Source organism: Paludibacterium sp. B53371, assembly GCF_018802765.1.
In the GTDB taxonomy this organism is placed as follows: Bacteria; Pseudomonadota; Gammaproteobacteria; order Burkholderiales; family Chromobacteriaceae; genus Paludibacterium.
The window spans coordinates 1,350,584-1,366,769 of the sequence record NZ_CP069163.1; the positions used below are offsets into that span (position 1 = coordinate 1,350,584).

17 protein-coding genes are annotated in these 16,186 nt (G+C 61.2%); 6 read left to right on the forward strand and 11 right to left on the reverse strand.

Features of this window, described 5'->3' with window-relative positions; translation table 11 throughout:
• Positions 1-10 precede the first annotated feature (10 nt).
• A complete protein-coding gene (locus JNO51_RS06420) occupies positions 11-2,377 on the forward strand; it encodes a TonB-dependent receptor (RefSeq protein ID WP_215782184.1) in 2,367 nt (788 codons plus the stop codon).
• 50 nt (positions 2,378-2,427) lie between these two features.
• The gene (locus tag JNO51_RS06425) at positions 2,428-3,033 is read left to right on the forward strand and encodes a MotA/TolQ/ExbB proton channel family protein (protein ID WP_215782185.1); all 606 of its coding nucleotides are present in this window, start codon (positions 2,428-2,430) and stop codon (positions 3,031-3,033) included.
• A gap of 237 nt (positions 3,034-3,270) precedes the next feature.
• Here JNO51_RS06425 and JNO51_RS06430 read toward each other — a convergent pair whose 3' ends face one another.
• Genes JNO51_RS06430 through coaBC form a run of 3 tightly spaced genes read right to left on the reverse strand, consistent with a single transcriptional unit; the run spans position 3,271 to position 5,413 of the window.
• Positions 3,271-3,756 carry a prolyl-tRNA synthetase associated domain-containing protein gene (locus JNO51_RS06430; RefSeq protein ID WP_215782186.1) on the reverse strand — a complete coding sequence of 162 codons (486 nt, stop codon included), beginning with the start codon at positions 3,754-3,756 and terminating at the stop codon, positions 3,271-3,273.
• Position 3,757: 1 nt separating this feature from the next.
• Positions 3,758-4,210, reverse strand: coding sequence for a dUTP diphosphatase (dut, locus tag JNO51_RS06435; protein ID WP_215782187.1), 453 nt, complete (start codon positions 4,208-4,210; stop codon positions 3,758-3,760).
• A gap of 12 nt (positions 4,211-4,222) precedes the next feature.
• Positions 4,223-5,413: a bifunctional phosphopantothenoylcysteine decarboxylase/phosphopantothenate--cysteine ligase CoaBC gene (gene coaBC / locus JNO51_RS06440; RefSeq protein ID WP_215782188.1), complete on the reverse strand. Its 1,191-nt coding sequence runs from the start codon at positions 5,411-5,413 to the stop codon at positions 4,223-4,225.
• A 138-nt stretch (positions 5,414-5,551) separates the two neighbouring features.
• On the opposite strand from coaBC, the gene radC reads away from it, so the two are divergent.
• Both radC and JNO51_RS06450 read left to right on the forward strand, forming a co-directional pair.
• A complete protein-coding gene (gene radC / locus JNO51_RS06445) occupies positions 5,552-6,226 on the forward strand; it encodes a DNA repair protein RadC (RefSeq protein ID WP_215782189.1) in 675 nt (224 codons plus the stop codon).
• 99 nt (positions 6,227-6,325) lie between these two features.
• Positions 6,326-6,577, forward strand: coding sequence for a hypothetical protein (locus JNO51_RS06450; protein WP_215782190.1), 252 nt, complete (start codon positions 6,326-6,328; stop codon positions 6,575-6,577).
• A 61-nt stretch (positions 6,578-6,638) separates the two neighbouring features.
• Here JNO51_RS06450 and rbsD read toward each other — a convergent pair whose 3' ends face one another.
• From rbsD to JNO51_RS06480, 6 genes are read right to left on the reverse strand one after another with little or no spacing between them, the layout of a single operon-like run.
• On the reverse strand, positions 6,639-7,034 hold the full coding sequence (rbsD, locus tag JNO51_RS06455; RefSeq protein ID WP_215782191.1) for a D-ribose pyranase: 396 nt from the start codon (positions 7,032-7,034) through the stop codon (positions 6,639-6,641).
• A gap of 14 nt (positions 7,035-7,048) precedes the next feature.
• Positions 7,049-7,990, reverse strand: a complete 942-nt coding sequence (gene rbsK, locus JNO51_RS06460) for a ribokinase (protein ID WP_215782192.1) — start codon at positions 7,988-7,990, stop codon at positions 7,049-7,051.
• Position 7,991: 1 nt separating this feature from the next.
• On the reverse strand, positions 7,992-9,002 hold the full coding sequence (locus JNO51_RS06465; RefSeq protein ID WP_215782193.1) for a LacI family DNA-binding transcriptional regulator: 1,011 nt from the start codon (positions 9,000-9,002) through the stop codon (positions 7,992-7,994).
• A gap of 2 nt (positions 9,003-9,004) precedes the next feature.
• Complete coding sequence (locus JNO51_RS06470) at positions 9,005-9,982, reverse strand: ABC transporter permease (RefSeq protein WP_215782194.1); 978 nt, start codon at positions 9,980-9,982, stop codon at positions 9,005-9,007.
• Between the two features lie 2 nt (positions 9,983-9,984).
• Entirely contained in the window at positions 9,985-11,514 is a 1,530-nt protein-coding gene (locus tag JNO51_RS06475; protein ID WP_215782195.1) for a sugar ABC transporter ATP-binding protein, read from the reverse strand.
• Between the two features lie 56 nt (positions 11,515-11,570).
• A complete protein-coding gene (locus tag JNO51_RS06480) occupies positions 11,571-12,512 on the reverse strand; it encodes a sugar ABC transporter substrate-binding protein (RefSeq protein WP_215782196.1) in 942 nt (313 codons plus the stop codon).
• Between the two features lie 330 nt (positions 12,513-12,842).
• Between JNO51_RS06480 and JNO51_RS06485 the strand changes: the two genes are divergently transcribed.
• Positions 12,843-13,778, forward strand: a complete 936-nt coding sequence (locus JNO51_RS06485; RefSeq protein WP_215782197.1) for a substrate-binding domain-containing protein — start codon at positions 12,843-12,845, stop codon at positions 13,776-13,778.
• Positions 13,779-13,873: 95 nt separating this feature from the next.
• Positions 13,874-14,248: an oxidoreductase gene (locus tag JNO51_RS06490; protein ID WP_215782198.1), complete on the forward strand. Its 375-nt coding sequence runs from the start codon at positions 13,874-13,876 to the stop codon at positions 14,246-14,248.
• Between the two features lie 77 nt (positions 14,249-14,325).
• Here JNO51_RS06490 and JNO51_RS06495 read toward each other — a convergent pair whose 3' ends face one another.
• Together JNO51_RS06495 and JNO51_RS06500 are read right to left on the reverse strand one after the other, a co-directional pair.
• The gene (locus tag JNO51_RS06495; RefSeq protein WP_215782199.1) at positions 14,326-15,123 is read right to left on the reverse strand and encodes a class II glutamine amidotransferase; all 798 of its coding nucleotides are present in this window, start codon (positions 15,121-15,123) and stop codon (positions 14,326-14,328) included.
• Between the two features lie 42 nt (positions 15,124-15,165).
• Positions 15,166-16,098 carry a LysR family transcriptional regulator gene (locus JNO51_RS06500; protein WP_215782200.1) on the reverse strand — a complete coding sequence of 311 codons (933 nt, stop codon included), beginning with the start codon at positions 16,096-16,098 and terminating at the stop codon, positions 15,166-15,168.
• Positions 16,099-16,186 lie beyond the last annotated feature (88 nt).

A 16,186-nucleotide genomic window follows, 5' to 3' on the forward strand; every position in this document is an offset into this window, starting at 1 on the left:
ACATAATCCAATGAAACAGACTAATTTGCGGCCCGTTGTGCTGGCCGTACTTGCTGCGCTGGCCAGCCCGCTGGCGCATGCCGACAATACGTCGGAACTGGGGACGGTCACCATCACCGGCGAAGGGGACAAGCTGGGAGCGGGCTATCTCCAGCAGGATGATGGCGTCAAGGCGCGCAGCAATGTCAGCCGTTCGTCGATCGAGAAGTCCAGCCCGACCGGCAACCTGTATCAAAATATCAACATGCTGGCCGGGGTGAATGCCTCCAGTTTCGACAGCACCGGCATGTTCGGTGGCGCGCTGACCATGCGTGGCTTCAACTCCGACCAGATCGGCGTGACCGTCAATGGTGTGCCGGTCAATGACTCGGGCAGCTTTGCGGTGTATCCGTCCGAATACATGGATAACGAGAACCTCTGTGATGCCTTTGTCACCCAGGGTTCGACCGATACCGATGCGCCGCATGTCGGCGCCACCGGTGGCAACCTGGGGTTCAATACCTGCTCGCCGGAGAAGCAGCGTCGTTTCCGCCTGGCGCAGACGCTCGGCAGCAATGCCCTGAGCCGTACCTATGGCCGTGTCGACAGTGGTGACTTTGCCGACGGCAAGGCACATGCCTATCTGTCGATGTCGCACTCCCAAGTCGACAAGTGGAAGGGTGAGGGTGATGCCACCCGTGATCACGTGGATATGGGCGGGCGTTACGATCTGTCGCCGGGCAGCTATATCGACGCCTCGCTGCTCTACAATCGCATGTTCAACTACAACCTTTACCAGCCGAAGCTCTCTGAGCTGCAGCAGAACGGTTATAACGCCGACTATGCCGCCAGCTTCCAGCCCGGCGCGGCGCACACCAACCCCGGCCCGGGGGCCCAGGTCGAGACGGCTCAGAGCCCTGCCTATTACAAACAGTCGATCAATCCCTTCGAGAATGTCATTTTCTCGGCCAATGGCGTGTTCAAGCTGGATGACACGACCACGCTGAAGGTTCAGCCCTACTATTGGTATGGCTACGGCGCCGGTGGCACGGGGGCCAAGATCCAGAACGAAAACCGCTTCTACAACGCGGCGACGGGCACTCTGACCGGCACGGTCAACCTCAACGGCGGCAGCGGTGTCGACACCGATACCCTGGACAAGGTGCTGATTTTCAGCGAGTCGGTGACCAAGACCAATCGCCCGGGGATCACCCTGTCCTTGTCCAAGACATGGGGCATGCATCAATTGCTGGGCGGGGTGTGGTACGAGCGTGCGGAGCATCGCCAGACCTCGCCGATGTCGCTGGTCAACAATGACGGTACGCCCGTCAGTTCCTGGCTGAACGGTTCGCTGGTGACCCGTGCCGATGGCTCGCTGGCGCAGCTGCGTGACTGGGATACCATCAGTACCGCCTATCAGTTCTTCGCCCAGGATTCGATCAGCCTGCTGAAGGATGATCTGAATATCAATGCGGGGGTACGTGCACCGACCGTCAAACGCGACTTCACGCATCATGCCGATGACTACTATTCCACTGCGCCGAATGCCCAGGTTAACCAGACCAATTACAACATCACGCAGACCTATAGCGATGTTCTGCCGAGTCTGGGGTTCCGCTACAACCTGACACCATCGCAGCAGGTGTTCATGAATGTGGCGAAAAACTTCAAGGCGCCGCCGAACTTTGCCTATGCCCCCAGCAACAGCTATGTCCAGCTGGTGGGCGGGAAAGTGACGCTGAACGGCAATATTGCCCCGGAAACCTCCATCAACACCGATCTGGGGTATCGCTACCAGGGTAGCCTGCTGACCTTCAGCGGCTCGCTGTTCAACGTCGATTTCCGCAATCGCATGGCCAACTCCACCGATCCGGTGACCGGCAAGAGCACCTATATCAATGCCGGGGATGTGCATGTCTGGGGGGCCGAGATGGAGCTGGGTTCTGCGCCGGTCAATGGCTGGAGTGCCTACACCTCGCTGACGCTGAACCGCAGCCGGATTCTGAGCAATATTCCGGCGCAGGGCGGCACCCTGCCGACCTCGGGCAAGTATTTCCCGATGACACCGAACTGGATGGCGGCCCTGTCGCTGCAGTATGCACAAGGCCCGTTCTTCGCCCGGACCAATATCAAGCACACCGGCAAGCAATACGCCACGCTGGTCAATGATGAGGCAGTGCCGGAATACACCACGGTGGACTTTGATGCGGGCTACCGCTTCAACAGCGTCGGCCTGGTCAAGAACCCGACCATCAAGCTGAATCTGAGCAATGTGTTCAATACCAGCTACCGTGTGCCCTCGCTCAGCTCCGGCGTCAAGTCGCAGTCCAGCGATGGCGTGTATTACAACCTTGGCGCCCCGCGTGCCATTGCCGTCACCCTGTCGGCAGACCTGTAACCTGAAGGATCGCCGGGGCCTGGGGCCCCGGCAGATGGAGAAAAAGAATCATGCATATTGACTATACCAGCCTGCACACGGCGACTTTCTACCTGATGTATGTTTGCCTGGCGCTGGCCATTTTCGTCTGCGTCGAGCGGCTGGTTTATTACGTCCAGACCCAGCGACATGCCCGAGAACTGGAAGTGGCCGTGACCGGGCACGCCGGCGAACTGCATCTGCTGCCGAAATCGCTGATCGAGCGTGACAGCCTGCCGGCTCAGGCCCTGCGTACCATGATGGCCGACATGAAACAGGCGCGTTCGGCGGAAGATATCCAGCACTTGTCCAGTGCCGTGTTCCTGAGTACCAAGTCGCGCATGCAGAAAAACCTGTGGATCCTCGACACCATCGTGACCGCCGCACCGCTGCTCGGGCTGCTGGGCACCATTCTCGGCATCATTGAAACCTTCACCACCCTGGCCGAGCATGGCATTTCTGATCCGAAGGGGGTGTCTGCCGGAATTGGTACCGCCTTGCTGGCGACGGCCATGGGGATTACCGTGGCCCTGATCGGGCTGGTATTCCTGAATCATTTCCATGACCGTGTCGATCGTATCAGCGAGCACCTGAAAGTCTTGCTGCTGCGCAGCGCCGTGCGCCACGAGGTCGCCTGATCCGAGATAAAAAAACAGCCCGGGAAACCGGGCTGTCAGCTTGCTGACAAACCCATGTCCGCGCAGCGGACGCCCCCTTGCAGGGCAAGGGTGAGGGGATTGGGATTCGATGGGCAGGCTGGAAAATCAGTCAGTTGGTGACAAGGCCCGGCTTTGCCGGGTCCTCCAGCCTGATCGCAGACCACCTTTGTCTACAGCCTGACAGCCCGGGAAACCGGGCTGTTTGCATTGGCAGATTCAGACCTGAACCTGTACCGGTTCGTGGCCGGTGTGGCGCAGGAAGCGCAAGAAGTCCGGCACGCTCAGGCAGATGGTCGAGTCGTTGCTCATCGGATGGAAACCGATCAGCTGATCCGGGTCGATGTCGCTGTCGAGCAGCAGCGTGATGCGGTGCTCGACATCGTTGGCCAGGCCGAACGGCGTCACCGAGCCGGCGGTGAGCTGCATCAGTTCCTGCAGGCGATCTTCCGAGGCAAAGGAGAGGCGGGCCTCGTCCACCTGGCTGGCGAGTGCCGCCAGGTCGGCGGTCTTCAGCTCATCCAGCACCAGCAGATAAAAGCGGTTGCCCTTGCGGTTCTTCAGGAACAGGTTTTTCACGCACTGACCGGGAAAGGTGATGCCGTCGCGGTGATAGTCCTCCACCGAGCCATAGGCAGGGTGGTCGACCTTGACGTACTGGATGCCCATCTCGGCCAGCAGGGCGAAGAGTTCCGCCTGTTGCATCTCAGGCGCGCCCGGTACTGCCGAAACCGCCGGCGCCACGCTCGGAGGCGGCGAAGTCGTCAACGATATTGAAGTCGACCTGGGCTACCGGTACCACGATCAGCTGGGCAATGCGTTCGAGCGGCGTCAGGCGGAAGGGCTCGCTGCCACGGTTCCATACCGAGACAAATAGCTGGCCCTGGTAGTCGGAGTCGATCAGCCCGACCAGATTGCCGAGCACGATGCCGTGTTTGTGCCCCAGCCCGGAGCGCGGCAGGATCATGGCGGCAAAGCCCGGATCGCCAATATGGATGGCCATGCCGGTCGGTACCAGATGGGTCTCGCCGGGGTTGATCTGGATGTCCTGCTCGATGGCGGCGCGCAGATCCAGGCCGGCAGAGCCCGGGGTGGCATAGCCAGGCAGGTTGTCGTGCAGTCGCTGGTCGAGAATTTTGACGTCGATAACGGGTTTCATGCGGTCCTCGCGCTATAGGGGTTGAGGGGCGGCCAGCAGGGTGGCCAGATGGTCGACGATGGCTTCGGCCACCGCCTGTTTGTTCATGGCCGGCAAGGCGTGACTGCCCTGATCGTCCAGAATCACGACCTGATTGTCGTCCGCGCCCATGGCAGTCTGCGCCAGATTGGCCACCAGCATCGGCAGGCGCTTGCTGCGCCGCTTCTGTTCGGCAAAGGTCAGCAGCTCGCGGCTTTCCGCGGCAAAGCCGACGCAGAAGGGGGCCGCAGGCAGGGCGGCCACACTGCGCAGGATGTCCGGGTTTTCCGCCAGCCGGATTTCCAGTGGCGCCTCGCCCTTCTTGTGCTTGTGCTCGGCGCGGTTGCTGACATGATAGTCGGCGACGGCGGCGACGCTGATGAAAATGTCGCTCTGACCGACGTGGGTCAGCACGGCCTGCTGCATGTCCCGGGCGCTGGCGACATCGATGCGCGGGACGGCAATCGGCGCGGCCAGGGCGGTGGGGCCGGAGATCAGCATGACCTCGGCGCCGGCATCGCGGCAGGCGCGTGCCAGGGCATAGCCCATCTTGCCGGAGCTGATGTTGGTGATGCCGCGCACCGGGTCGATGGCTTCATAGGTCGGGCCGGCGGTCAGCAAAACACGCCTGCCGGCCAGCGACTTGGGCCGGAAGAAGCCATGCACCAGTTCCGCGATGGCTTCGGGCTCCATCATGCGTCCCTCGCCAACCTCGCCACAGGCCTGTTCGCCGCTGTCCGGACCAAACACGGTGACGCCGTCGGCGCGCAGGGTGGCCAGATTGCGCTGGTTGGCGGGGTTTTCCCACATCTGCCGGTTCATGGCCGGTGCCACGGCCAGCGGGCAGGTGCGCGCGGCGATCAGCGTGGACAGCAGGTCGTCGCACGCGCCATGGGCAATCTTGTACAGGGTGTTGGCCGTGGCCGGCGCGATCAGAAACAGGTCGGCGCGGCGCGACAGATCGATATGCGCCATACCGTTGGTCGGACGGTCGTCCCACTGGCTGGTGTAGACCGGGTTGCCGGACAGTGCCTGGAAGGTCAGTGGCGCGATGAAGCGGGTGGCGTTCTCGGTCATGACGACTTCGACATGATGGCCGGCCTTGATCAGCAGACGGGTCAGTTCGGCGGCCTTGTAGGCGGCGATGCCGCCGGTCACGCCGAGAAGAATGCGTTTTGAGGACATGAGCTCGGTTACTTTGCCTGATGACATCCCGGCAGTGTAACGGATTTTGCCGGGGCTCGCGCGCTCGAACCGGGCTGACGGGTGTCTCTGGCGTTGCGGTGGTAAAAAGGGGCATTTCAACCTGACCGGAGGAACAAGATGGCGATCTCTCATTGGCCCGTGCTCGAGCGTCCGCGGGAAAAACTGTTGGCCAGAGGGCCTGCTGCGCTGAGTGATGCGGAATTGCTGGCTATTTTCCTGCGCAGCGGTGCGCGTGGCCGCAGCGCGGTGGATCTGGGTCGCGAGCTGCTCAACCGCTTCGGCTCCCTGTCCGGTCTGCTGTTTGCCCGGGTGAGCGAGGTGACGGCGCTGGGCGGCCTCGGCCCGGTCAAGGCCGCGGGGCTGCTGGCAGTGCGCGAGCTGGCGCAGCGGGCCTTGCGTGAGGAAATGGCGCAAGACGATGTGCTCGACACGCCGCAGCGGGTATCCGATTATCTGCGCCTGCGTCTTGGGGCGAGCGACATTGAAATTTTTATGGTTATTTTCCTCTCCGTGCGCAATCATGTAATAACGGCTCAGGAGTTGTTTCGTGGCTCGCTGACCGAAACCCGGGTCTATCCGCGCGAGGTGGTTCGTCTGGCCCTGCAACACAATGCCGCCGGGCTGATTCTGGCCCACAACCATCCGATGGGCGATCCGGAGCCGTCATTGCCGGATTATCTGGTGACCGACACGCTCAAGAAACTGCTGCGCGAGGTCGATATCAAGTTGCTCGACCATGTGGTGGTGACAAGGCAAAAGACGTTTTCCATGGCAGAGAGAGGGTATCTGTAAACAAGGCGTGCAGATGGGGTGCGTGTGAAGACAGGGCGCATCCACGACTGGTTGGACACTGTCGAGTTCGATTCTTTCATGCATCACAAGGAGCTCATCATGAACATCCTGCGCTTGCTCAACGAGTCGGAATATATTCAGGTCAATAACCAGTTCATTAAACCGGAGCGTCAGCCGGTGTCCGAAGAGTTTGCCGATGATGACGATGTGGCCCTGGAGGCCCGGGTGGATGGCCATGACCTGGTGCTGACGGTGGCCGAGCTGGAAGAGGCGACCCCGCTGGCCGATGGTGGTTTCTGGCTGGAGGGCTTGGGGTATCTGCGCTTTCTGTCGCGTGACAGCCTGCACTGACCCCGAATGGCATTGATCTGTTGCACGCCAAGGCGCGGGAAACCCCCGCGCCTTGTTCATGTCAGAATGCCACGCCGGCGCGCAGGATGATATTGGCGTACGGAGTGCATTCGCCGGTGCGTACCATGGCGACGGCCCGGGCGGTGAGTTGCTTGAAATCCTCGTGGCTGAGCGTCTCGACCGGCGTCGGGCTGATCCGGCCCTGGATCGAGGCATGCATGGCCGGACTGACCTTGGCCAGTTCTTGCGCCACGATGGTCGATTCGACCTGCATTTCGCTCAGCACGGCATCCAGTACCGCAAGGAAATCCGGCACCCCCTGGCTGACCGCCAGATCGATGCGTTGAGGGCCGGGGGGGATGGGCAGGCCGGCATCACCGATCACCAGCAAGTCACCATGCCCCATGCGGGCGATCACTTCAGACAGTGCACTGTTCAACAGGAATGTTTTTTTCATGAGATTCGGAAGGCTTACACACCGGAAGCCGCTGTGTCTTGGCCTGAGAGTTCGTGACGGAAAGGGATGGAGGGCTGGGCGCCGGGGCGGCTGACGGTGATGGCCGCCGCCTGCATGCCCAGCTGTACGGCGCTGTCGATCGACATGCCTTCTTGCAGCCCGGCGACAACGCCGCCGATGAAGGTGTCGCCGGCAGCGGTCGTGTCCACGACCCTGGTCGGGCAGGCAGGGTAGTGACGAGTCCCGGCGGCGTCGACGATCAGGGCGCCATCGGCACCCAGGGTCAGCAGTACCGTGGCGGCGCCGGCCTGGCGCAATTGTTCTGCCGCAGCGATGGCCTGCGGGCGGTCATTGACCGGCAGACCGGCAATCAGGGCCGCCTCGGTTTCGTTGACCACCAGATAATCGACCGACAGCAGTTCCGGTGTCAGCGGCATGGCCGGCGCCGGGTTGAACAGAATCGGTACACCGGCCTGGCGGGCCACTTCAAAGGCGCTTTGCATGCATTCGGTCGGCACTTCGAGCTGGCAGACCAGCAGGGCGGCACCGGCAATCTCGCCGGCGGCATTCTGCACGTCTGCCGCGCTCAGGCTGCCGTTGGCGCCCGGCGCCAGCATGATGCGGTTTTGGCCGTTATCTTCGACCACAATCATGGCAATGCCACTCGGACCATTGGCCGTGCGGACGTGATCATGGTTGACCCCGGCGGCGCCCAGGGTTTCGCGCAGCTGGATGGCAAAGACATCGTCGCCCAGTTTGCCGATCATTTTGACCGTCGCGCCCAGGCGGGCACAGGCCACGGCCTGGTTGGCGCCCTTGCCGCCCGGGTGCAGTGCAAAGTCATGGCCCAGCAGGGTTTCGCCGGCCTGTGGGCTGCGTGGTACACGCAGCACCAGATCCATGTTCAGGCTGCCAACGACAGCCACATGGCGTGGAGAAAGCGGGGAATGGCTCATTTCAGTGTTTATCCTTGGCGCGGGGTGGTGCCGATGAGGCGCGCAGGCAAAGTGTCGGCTGCAGAGCGATCTTGCAGGGCTCCGTGCGGTCATGGTGCAGCCGTTCGAACAGCAGTTCGGTGGCGACCTCGCCGATGCGTTGCTTGGGCTGAGCCACCGTCGTCAGCGGGGGGCAGGTAAAAGCCGCCAGCTCGATGTCATCGAAGCCGACCACCGACAGATCATGCGGGACCACCAGGCCGGTTTCATGTGCGGCACACAGGGCACCAATGGCCATGAGGTCGTTGCAGGCAAAAATGGCCTGCGGCCGGTAGGGAGACTGCAACAGGCGTCGGGTGGCATCATAGCCGCCGTGGCTGGTGAAGTCGGCAAAGACCAGCGGCCCGGGCTCGAGACCGGCCTCGGCCAGCGCCTCGCGCCAGCCGGCGGTGCGCAGCTTGCTCGGCGCCAGATGCTCCGGACCGGCGATGCAGGCGATTTCCCGGTGTCCCAGTTCAATCAGATGCCGGGTGGCCAGGTAGGCCCCCATGCGATGGTCGCTGGTGACGGTGTCGCAGTCGAGCGAGGCCCACTGGCGATCAACCAGCACCAGCGGGACCTTCAGCCGGGAGAGCAGTTCCGGCAGGTCCGGCGAGTCGCCGGAAGACATGACAATCAGACCGTCGACCCGTTTTTCCATCAATACCCGCAGATACACGCTCTGCTTGACCGGGTCGTCGTCCGAGTTACACAACACCACGTTGTAATCCGCCTTGTAGCAACGATCCTCAATGCTGTGGATCAGCTCGGCGAAATACGGGTTGCTGTTGTTGGGCAGCATGATGCCCAGCGTCCGCGTGACATTGTGCTTCAGGCTGCGTGCCACCGCGCTGGGCACATAAGACAGTGCCTGCATGGCGTCTTCGATGCGCCGTCTGACTTCATCGCTGACGTGACGCGTGCCGTTGAGCACATGCGATACGCTGCTGATGGAGACGCCGGCCCGCTCGGCAACCTGTTTCATTGTGGCCATGATTAACCTGCCTGGCGCCCCTGCTTGCGCCGATCGCGATATTTATCCAGCATCACCGCTGCGATGATGACCAGGCCGGTGATGATCCGTTTGGTGGGGTCCGAAGCCCCGATCTGCGCCATGCCTGCCTCGAGGACGGCGATGATCAGTACCCCGAAGAAGGTGCTGATGACCGATCCGCGGCCGCCCATCAGGCTGGTGCCGCCGATGACCACCGCCGCAATCACCTGCAGCTCCATGCCAATCCCGGTGTTGGGGTCGGCAGCTTCCAGGCGTGAAGTCTGCATCAGACCGGCCACGCTGGCCAGCAAACCCATCAGCGCAAACACGGCCACCTTGATGGGGCGCGGGTCGACGCCGGCCAGGCGCATGGCTTCTTCGTTGGTACCAATGCCAATCATATATCGTCCGAACACGCTGCGTGTCAGAACTGTCTGGCCGATCACGATGACCGCCAGGGCGATCAGGAAGGCTGGCGAGATCCCGCCGATCAGGTTGGAACTGAGCCAGTCGACATCACTGCCGATGTACTGGGTGCGCGAATCGGTCACCACATAGGCTGCGCCCCGGGCGACTTCCAGCATGCCGAGCGACACGATGAACGATGGCAATTGCCACTGTACCGAAACCAGTCCGTTGAGCGAGCCGCAGGCGGCGCCGCACAGCAGGCCGAGCAGCAGGGCAGGGGTCAGGCTCCAGCCCCAGCGCAGCATCGCCAGCGAGCACAGCGCACTGGACAGTGCCATCACCGAGCCGACCGACAGGTCGATACCGGCGATGATCAGCACATAGGTCATGCCGACGGCCATGACCGTCAGGGCGGGAATGTCATTGGCGATGGTGATGAAGGTATTGGCGCTGAGGAAGTATTCGCTCATTGCGCCGAAAAACAGCACCATGGCCAACAGGGCGATCGCCAGTCCGAGGTAGGTGCCGGCAACGCCGCTAAACCAGCGGCGGGTAGGGTTTTGCGTTGTCATGATTATCCTTGTCGTCCATCCTGGCTCAATGTGCTGTAGCCGCTGAAAGCCGCTTCCAGCAAAGTCTGCTGATCCCATTCGTCCCGGGCAAAGCTGCCTGCCCATTGCCCGGCGCTCATCACGCCGATACGGTCACAGATTTCCATCAATTCGCGCAGATCGCTGGAGACCACCAGCAGGGCCTTGCCCTCATCGGCCATCTTGCGCATCTGGGCATAAATGTCGGCACGGGCGCCGATATCCACGCCGCGGGTCGGCTCATCCAGCAGCAAGACCGGGCAGTCGCGCAAGATCCAGCGCGCAAACACCACCTTCTGCTGATTGCCGCCGGACAATTCGCCGGTTGCCTGCGCGTCCGAATGACAGCGGATGCCCAGCAACTTGACGAAATCGCGCGCCGAGCGCTGCTCGTCGCTCAGGTTCAGCCAGCCGCGCCGGGCAAAATGTCCAAGTCGGGCCAGCGAGGTATTGAGGGTGATTGATTTGTCCAGCAACAGCCCCTGCGACTTGCGGTCTTCCGGAATCAGACCGATCCCGTGGCGGACCGCGCTGACCGGCGAATCAATCTTGATGGGCTGTTCGGCGCCATGCAAAAAGATATCCCCCTTGTCCTTGCGGTCGGCACCGAAGATCAGGCGCAACAATTCGGTACGGCCGGAGCCGACCAGGCCGGCGATACCGTAGATCTGCCCCGGATACACGTCCAGACTGACGTCGCGCACGCGCTGACCGCGGGTCAGACCGCGCACGCTCAGCGCCGGCTTCTCGGTCTTGACCGGCGCCCGCACCTCACTGGCGGCAACCTGATGGCCGACCATCAGGCCGACAATGGCTTCCTGATTGAGCGCAGACATCGGCTGGGTCGCGACATGACGTCCGTCGCGCAGGACGGTGACCCGGTCGGCAATCTGCTCGACCTCATCCAGACGATGCGAAATATAGATGATGCTGACGCCTTCGGACTTCAGACGTGCAATTTGCTGGAACAGGTGGTCGATCTCGTGACGGGTCAGCATGGCGCTGGGCTCGTCCAGGATCAGCAGTCTGCAGGGGCCCAGCAGACTGCGGGCGATCTCCACCATCTGCTGGTGGCCGATGCCCAGTTCGCCCACCAGCTGACGCGGATCGATACGCGTCAGGCCGATCGACTGCATATGGGCGGCCGCCTGCTCATACAGCGAGTGCTGGCGGATGAAACCGGCACGCTGCGGCAGCTGGCCAAGAAACAGGTTTTCCGCCACGGACAGTGTCGGGACCAGGCTGAGCTCCTGCATCACCATGCGGATGCCGAGTGCTTCTGCCTCGGTGCGAGACTGCGGCTGATAGGGCTTGTCACCCAGCAGCATTGTGCCGGCGGAGGCCGGAATCAATCCGGCAATAATCTTGCTGAGCGTACTCTTGCCTGCACCGTTCTCACCGGTCAGCGCCAGGGTTTCACCCGGGTAGAGCGCCAGATCGACATCGGCCAGCACAGGTGTGGCATAGGTCTTGCCGATGCCTTGCAGGCGCAGGATCGGGGCTGGTTCTGTCATGCGACATCTCCGATAAACCGCCGGCCGCAATGCGGCCGGCGTCGGGGGGAGGGTGATTAACGGGTGATCAGCGAAACCTTGGTTTCAAACACGGCCGGCAGGGCGCTTTGCGGCGTCTTGGCCTTGAGCGCCTTCAGCGCGGTTTCGATACCGAATACAGCTTGCTGAGCGGCATACTGGTCGGCGGTCGCCAGAACACGGCCATCGGCCAGCATCGGCTTGATGGCCGCAATATTGTCATAGCCAACGACCTTTACCTTGCCGGCCTTGCCTGCAGTCTTGACCGCAGCAACGGCACCCAGGGCCATATTGTCGTTACCACACAGCAGGGCCTTCAGGTCCGGATGTTCGCGCAGCATGGCCGAAGCGACGGTATTCCCCTTGTCGATTTCCCAGTCACCGGACTGAACACCGACCACATTGACACCCTTGGCCTTCATGGCGTCCTGGAAGCCGGCGGTACGTTGCTGGGCGTTGGTCGTGGTGGACACGCCTTCCAGAATGCCGACCTTGTCACCGCTCTTCAGCTGCTTGGCCAGGTAGTCACCGACCAGACGGGCACCCTTGCGGTTGTCCGGGCCGACGAACGGCACGTTGAGGCCCTTGCTCTTCAGCGTGGCCGGATCGAGACGGTTATCGATGTTCACCACCAGAATGCCGGCATCGACTGCCTTCTTGACGACCGGCACCAGCGCCTTGGAGTCCGCCGGTGCCAGGACGATGGCGTTGGCGTGCTCGACGATCATTTGTTCAACGATACGGATCTGGTTGGCGGTGTCGGTTTCATCCTTGATGCCGTTGGTCAGCAGGTCATACTGGGCGGCATGCTGCTTGTGATGGTCTTTGGCGCCGTCTTCCATGGTGCGGAAGAACTCATTGGCCAGTGATTTCATCACCAGCGCAACCTTCGGTTTTTCAGCGGCAGAAGCGTATTGCATCGGAATGGCGGCCATGACCAGCGCCAGGGTCAGGGATTTGAAAATACGACTGGTTTTCATCGTTGTTCTTCTCCATCGTTAACGAGGTTGGTTGCGCGGTGCGGCATCTAGAAAACGATTGCGCAATCGTTTGCGGCTATTTTTTTGCCCGAGTGGCAGGCGTGTCAAACATTTGTTGCAAAAAAATTACCTTCAAATGAAGCAAGTTGCTTGATGATGCTCCTGCATTAAGCGTAAAAGGCTGTCTGGCAGGGTATTTTCTTCACGTCGATGTAGTGCGCCAATTTCACGACACTCGAAAATGATCATAGGATATTTCGCCAAAAATCCATTCATTTGTTATGGACTATAAGTGTATAAATACCTACCAACATGGGGCGGAGAGGTGAGATGCGATTCTGTGCGGGATGGCTGCGTTTCGGTGTGGTGCTGACTCTGATCGGGCTGACGTCCTGCTCCGGAGGGGGCAGTGGCCAGGAAGCCAGTGCGCCGGCCCACAGCAGTACGGACATGCCGGTCATCGGCCTGGCGATCTCCAATGTCTCCAATCCATTTTTCAAGGCCCTGAAGCAGGGAGCCGAGCAAGCGGCGCGCGAAAGCGGGTTTCGTCTGATCGTGCTCGATGCACATGATGATACCGCCAGGCAGCAGGCCGATATCCAGTCGCTGATTGCCAGGAAAGTTCGGGTTCTGCTGCTCAATCCCACTGATTCTCAGCAAGTGGCCGCCAGTGTCGCCGCAGCCAACCGCGCCGGCATTCCGGTGGTCACGCTGGATCGTTCGGTCAGCGCCGGCAATGTCGTGGCGCATATCTCTTCCGACAATATGGCCGGTGGCCGGATGGCCGGGGAGTACATCAAGGATCGTCTGCGTGGCAAGGGGCGCGTTGTCGAGCTGCTTGGCCTGGCGGGGGCCTCGGCTTCCATCGAGCGTGACCAGGGCTTTAACCTGGTCTTGCATGAAGCCAAGGGCTTGCATCTGCTGGCGCGGGTGAGCGCAGATTTCGATCGGCAGAAAGCCGAGCAGCAGATGAAGGCCATCATTGAGCAGTACGGCAAGATTGATGCCGTGTTTGCCCTGAACGACGAAATGGCGCTCGGTGCACTGAAAGCCTTGCAGGCAGCCGGGCAGGACCGGGTGCTGGTGGTGGGGTTTGATGCCACTTCCGACGCGCTGGCCGCCATTCGTGCCGGCAAAATGGCGGCCACCATTGCCCAGCGACCGGACATGATAGGTCGGCAGGGCGTGCTGACGGCCAGGCAGTTGCTGGAGAAGGCACCGATCGAAAGCTACATCCCGATTCCGCTCGAATTGGTCAAGATTTGATATGTCAATCAGTTGATCTGGCTCAAATCCTGGCAAAGACCCTTCTTGTTACAGTGTTTTTGTCATAATTAATACACTGTAAAAGGAATAAGCCGATGGCATCATTCAAAATCGGTATTATCGGTGCCGGCGAAACCGGTACCCCATTGCTCAAGCAACTGTTGAATGCGCCGTTTGTTGAAGTGGTCGGCGTGGCCGATCTGAATACCGACACGCCCGGCATGAAGCTGGCCAAGGAGCGTGGCGTGCTGGTGACCCACAACGGGCTGGATATTGCCGAACTGGGCGGCGGTGTCGACATCATCATCGACATGACCGGTTCGCCCAAGGTGCGTGAAGATCTGCGTCGCTACATGCAGTTTTCCGGCAACCACCACACTGTGATCGTGCACGAAAGGGTGGCGCTGCTGATGCTGTCCCTGTGTACTGGCAGTCTGGTCGAACCGGTGCACGGCGAGCAGTCTTACTGAGAAGATTGTAATAGGTCGACAGGCAGCCGCCTGTCGTCAACGAGGATTCCGGGAAGCCCAGGCTTCCCGGTTTTTTTTTATGTCTTGCAGTCGCCCGGGCCGCAGTGGGTCTGCAGCACCGGCGTGCCATCGCGGAACAGCATCAGCTGTCCGCTGGCGAACGCCGTCCAGCTTTCGTTGTCGGTCAGCGGCTGTGTGGCTATCACCGCCACACGGTCGTGCGGCGTGGTGACCTGGGCAAAATCGATGGTCAGGTCGTCGTCAACCAGATGGGCCTTGTTGAACGGCGATTGCCGCACGATGTAATGCAGATGGGTCGAGCAGTGGGCGACCAGAAACTCGCCGCAGGACAACATGAAATTGAATACCCCGTGCGTGGCCATCTCGCGGCTCAGTTCGGCCAGCGCCGAGAACAGCGCCTGCTCGTCCGGCATCTCGTCCCAGCGCTGGCGCAGGGCTTCCAGAATGGCGCAGAAAGCACGCTCGGAATCCGTACTGCCCACCGGCCGGTAGTACTGACCGGGCTCGGGGCGGAAGGATTTGAGATCCCCGTTGTGGGCGAAAATCCAGTAGCGTCCCCATAGCTCGCGCATGAAGGGGTGCGAGTTGGACAGCTTGACCTCGCCTTGCGTTGCCTTGCGGATGTGCGCAATCACATTGGTGGACTTGAGCGGGTAGTCGCGCACCAGTTTGGCCAGCGGCGAATCGACCGAGGGCCGGTCATCCAGAAACAGACGGCAACCACGTTCTTCGAAAAAGGCAATCCCCCAGCCATCGGCATGATGGTCGGTCAGGCCGCCACGGCGGTGGAAGCCTTCGAAGGAAAACACGATGTCGGTCGGAACATTGCAGTTCATGCCCAATAACTGGCACATGGCGAGAATCCTGTAAAAATGTGCCGGACACCGGCATGAGAATCAGTTTGATTGTTCCATGGAATTTACTGATTGTGCCAGACCCTCTTGATCCCAGGGCGCCATGGCCTCGCTGAGCAGCTCCAGAAAGGCACGGACGCGTGCCGGCTTCAGGCGCCGGCCGGGCAGCAGCGCATAGACCCGGGTCGGTGCCACGCGGTACGCCGGCAGCAGGGGGACGATGTCTCCGTTTTGCAAGGCTGCCTGGCAAAAATGCGTGGACAGCAGGCTCATGCCCAGACCGGCGATGGTGCCATGCAGGCGCATGCCGACGTTGGGCGCGCGCAGCCGTCCCGCAGGACGCAAAACATGTTGAGTGCCATCCGGTGCACTGAGCGGCCATTCCGGATCCTCCGGGCTGATGATGGCCGGCCAGCCGGCCAGATCGTCAGGCGTTTGCGGCATGCCCATGCGTGCAATCAGTGCCGGTGCGGCATACAGACCGCGGGCCACACTATAGATACGGCGCGCCACCTGACCGGAGTCGGGCAGGCCGCTGCCCTGCAAGCGGAACACGATATCGTAATGCTGGTCGCGCGGATCGGGGCTGGCCGAGGTCAGATCGACTTCCGCTTCCAGTGTGGGGTGTGCCAGCAACAGCTCGGTCAGCACGTCCCCCAGACGGAAAATCCCCAATTCATAAGGTGCCGCAATGCGCAGGGTGCCGCGCGGACGATCATCATGCTCGGCGGCCTGTTGCAACAGGTCTTCCAGCCGATCGGTCAGCGGTGCCCCCTGGGCCACCAGCCGGGTACCGGTTTCCGTCAGTCGCAGTCTTCGGGTGCTGCGCTCCAGCAGGCGTGTGCCCAGCATGTGTTCAAGGCGCGCCACCGCGCGGCTGACATTGGCTTTGGGCAGATTCAGCGCCTCGGCGGCCTGGGTGAAACTCAGGCGTTCGGCCACGGCGAAAAAGACCCTGAGGTCGTCGAGGTGCATGGATTGTTCCAATAATGAAATACTGAAAGCCAGTTTGACGGATTATTGTATCAATAATGATCTGTAAGATGGTGTTTTGTCTTGTATT